This is a genomic window from Paraburkholderia sp. BR14320 (genome assembly GCF_040948665.1).
GTDB lineage: Bacteria > Pseudomonadota > Gammaproteobacteria > Burkholderiales > Burkholderiaceae > Paraburkholderia > Paraburkholderia youngii.
Genome location: NZ_JBFPKG010000322.1, coordinates 1 through 282, shown reverse-complemented (window position 1 = coordinate 282; position 282 = coordinate 1). Strand labels below are relative to the sequence as shown.

Sequence of the window (282 nt, the reverse complement as noted above, 5' to 3'; positions counted from 1 at the left end):
ACGGACCCAACGTGAACATGGTGACCTGCGGTGGTCAGGCGACCATTCCGATGGTCGCGGCCGTGTCGCGCGTCGCCAAGGTCCACTACGCGGAGATCGTCGCGTCGATCAGCAGCAAGTCGGCCGGTCCCGGCACGCGCGCGAATATCGACGAATTCACCGAGACGACCTCGAAGGCGATCGAAGTGGTCGGCGGCGCGGCGAAAGGCAAGGCGATCATCGTGCTCAATCCGGCCGAACCGCCGGTGATGATGCGCGACACCGTCTATACGCTGTCGGAGA

The 282-nt window shown here is 64.5% G+C and carries 1 pseudogene; it reads left to right on the top strand.

The features are described 5' to 3' along the window. A pseudogene (gene mhpF / locus AB3X89_RS40495) lies at positions 1–282 on the top strand (acetaldehyde dehydrogenase); the annotation flags it as partial.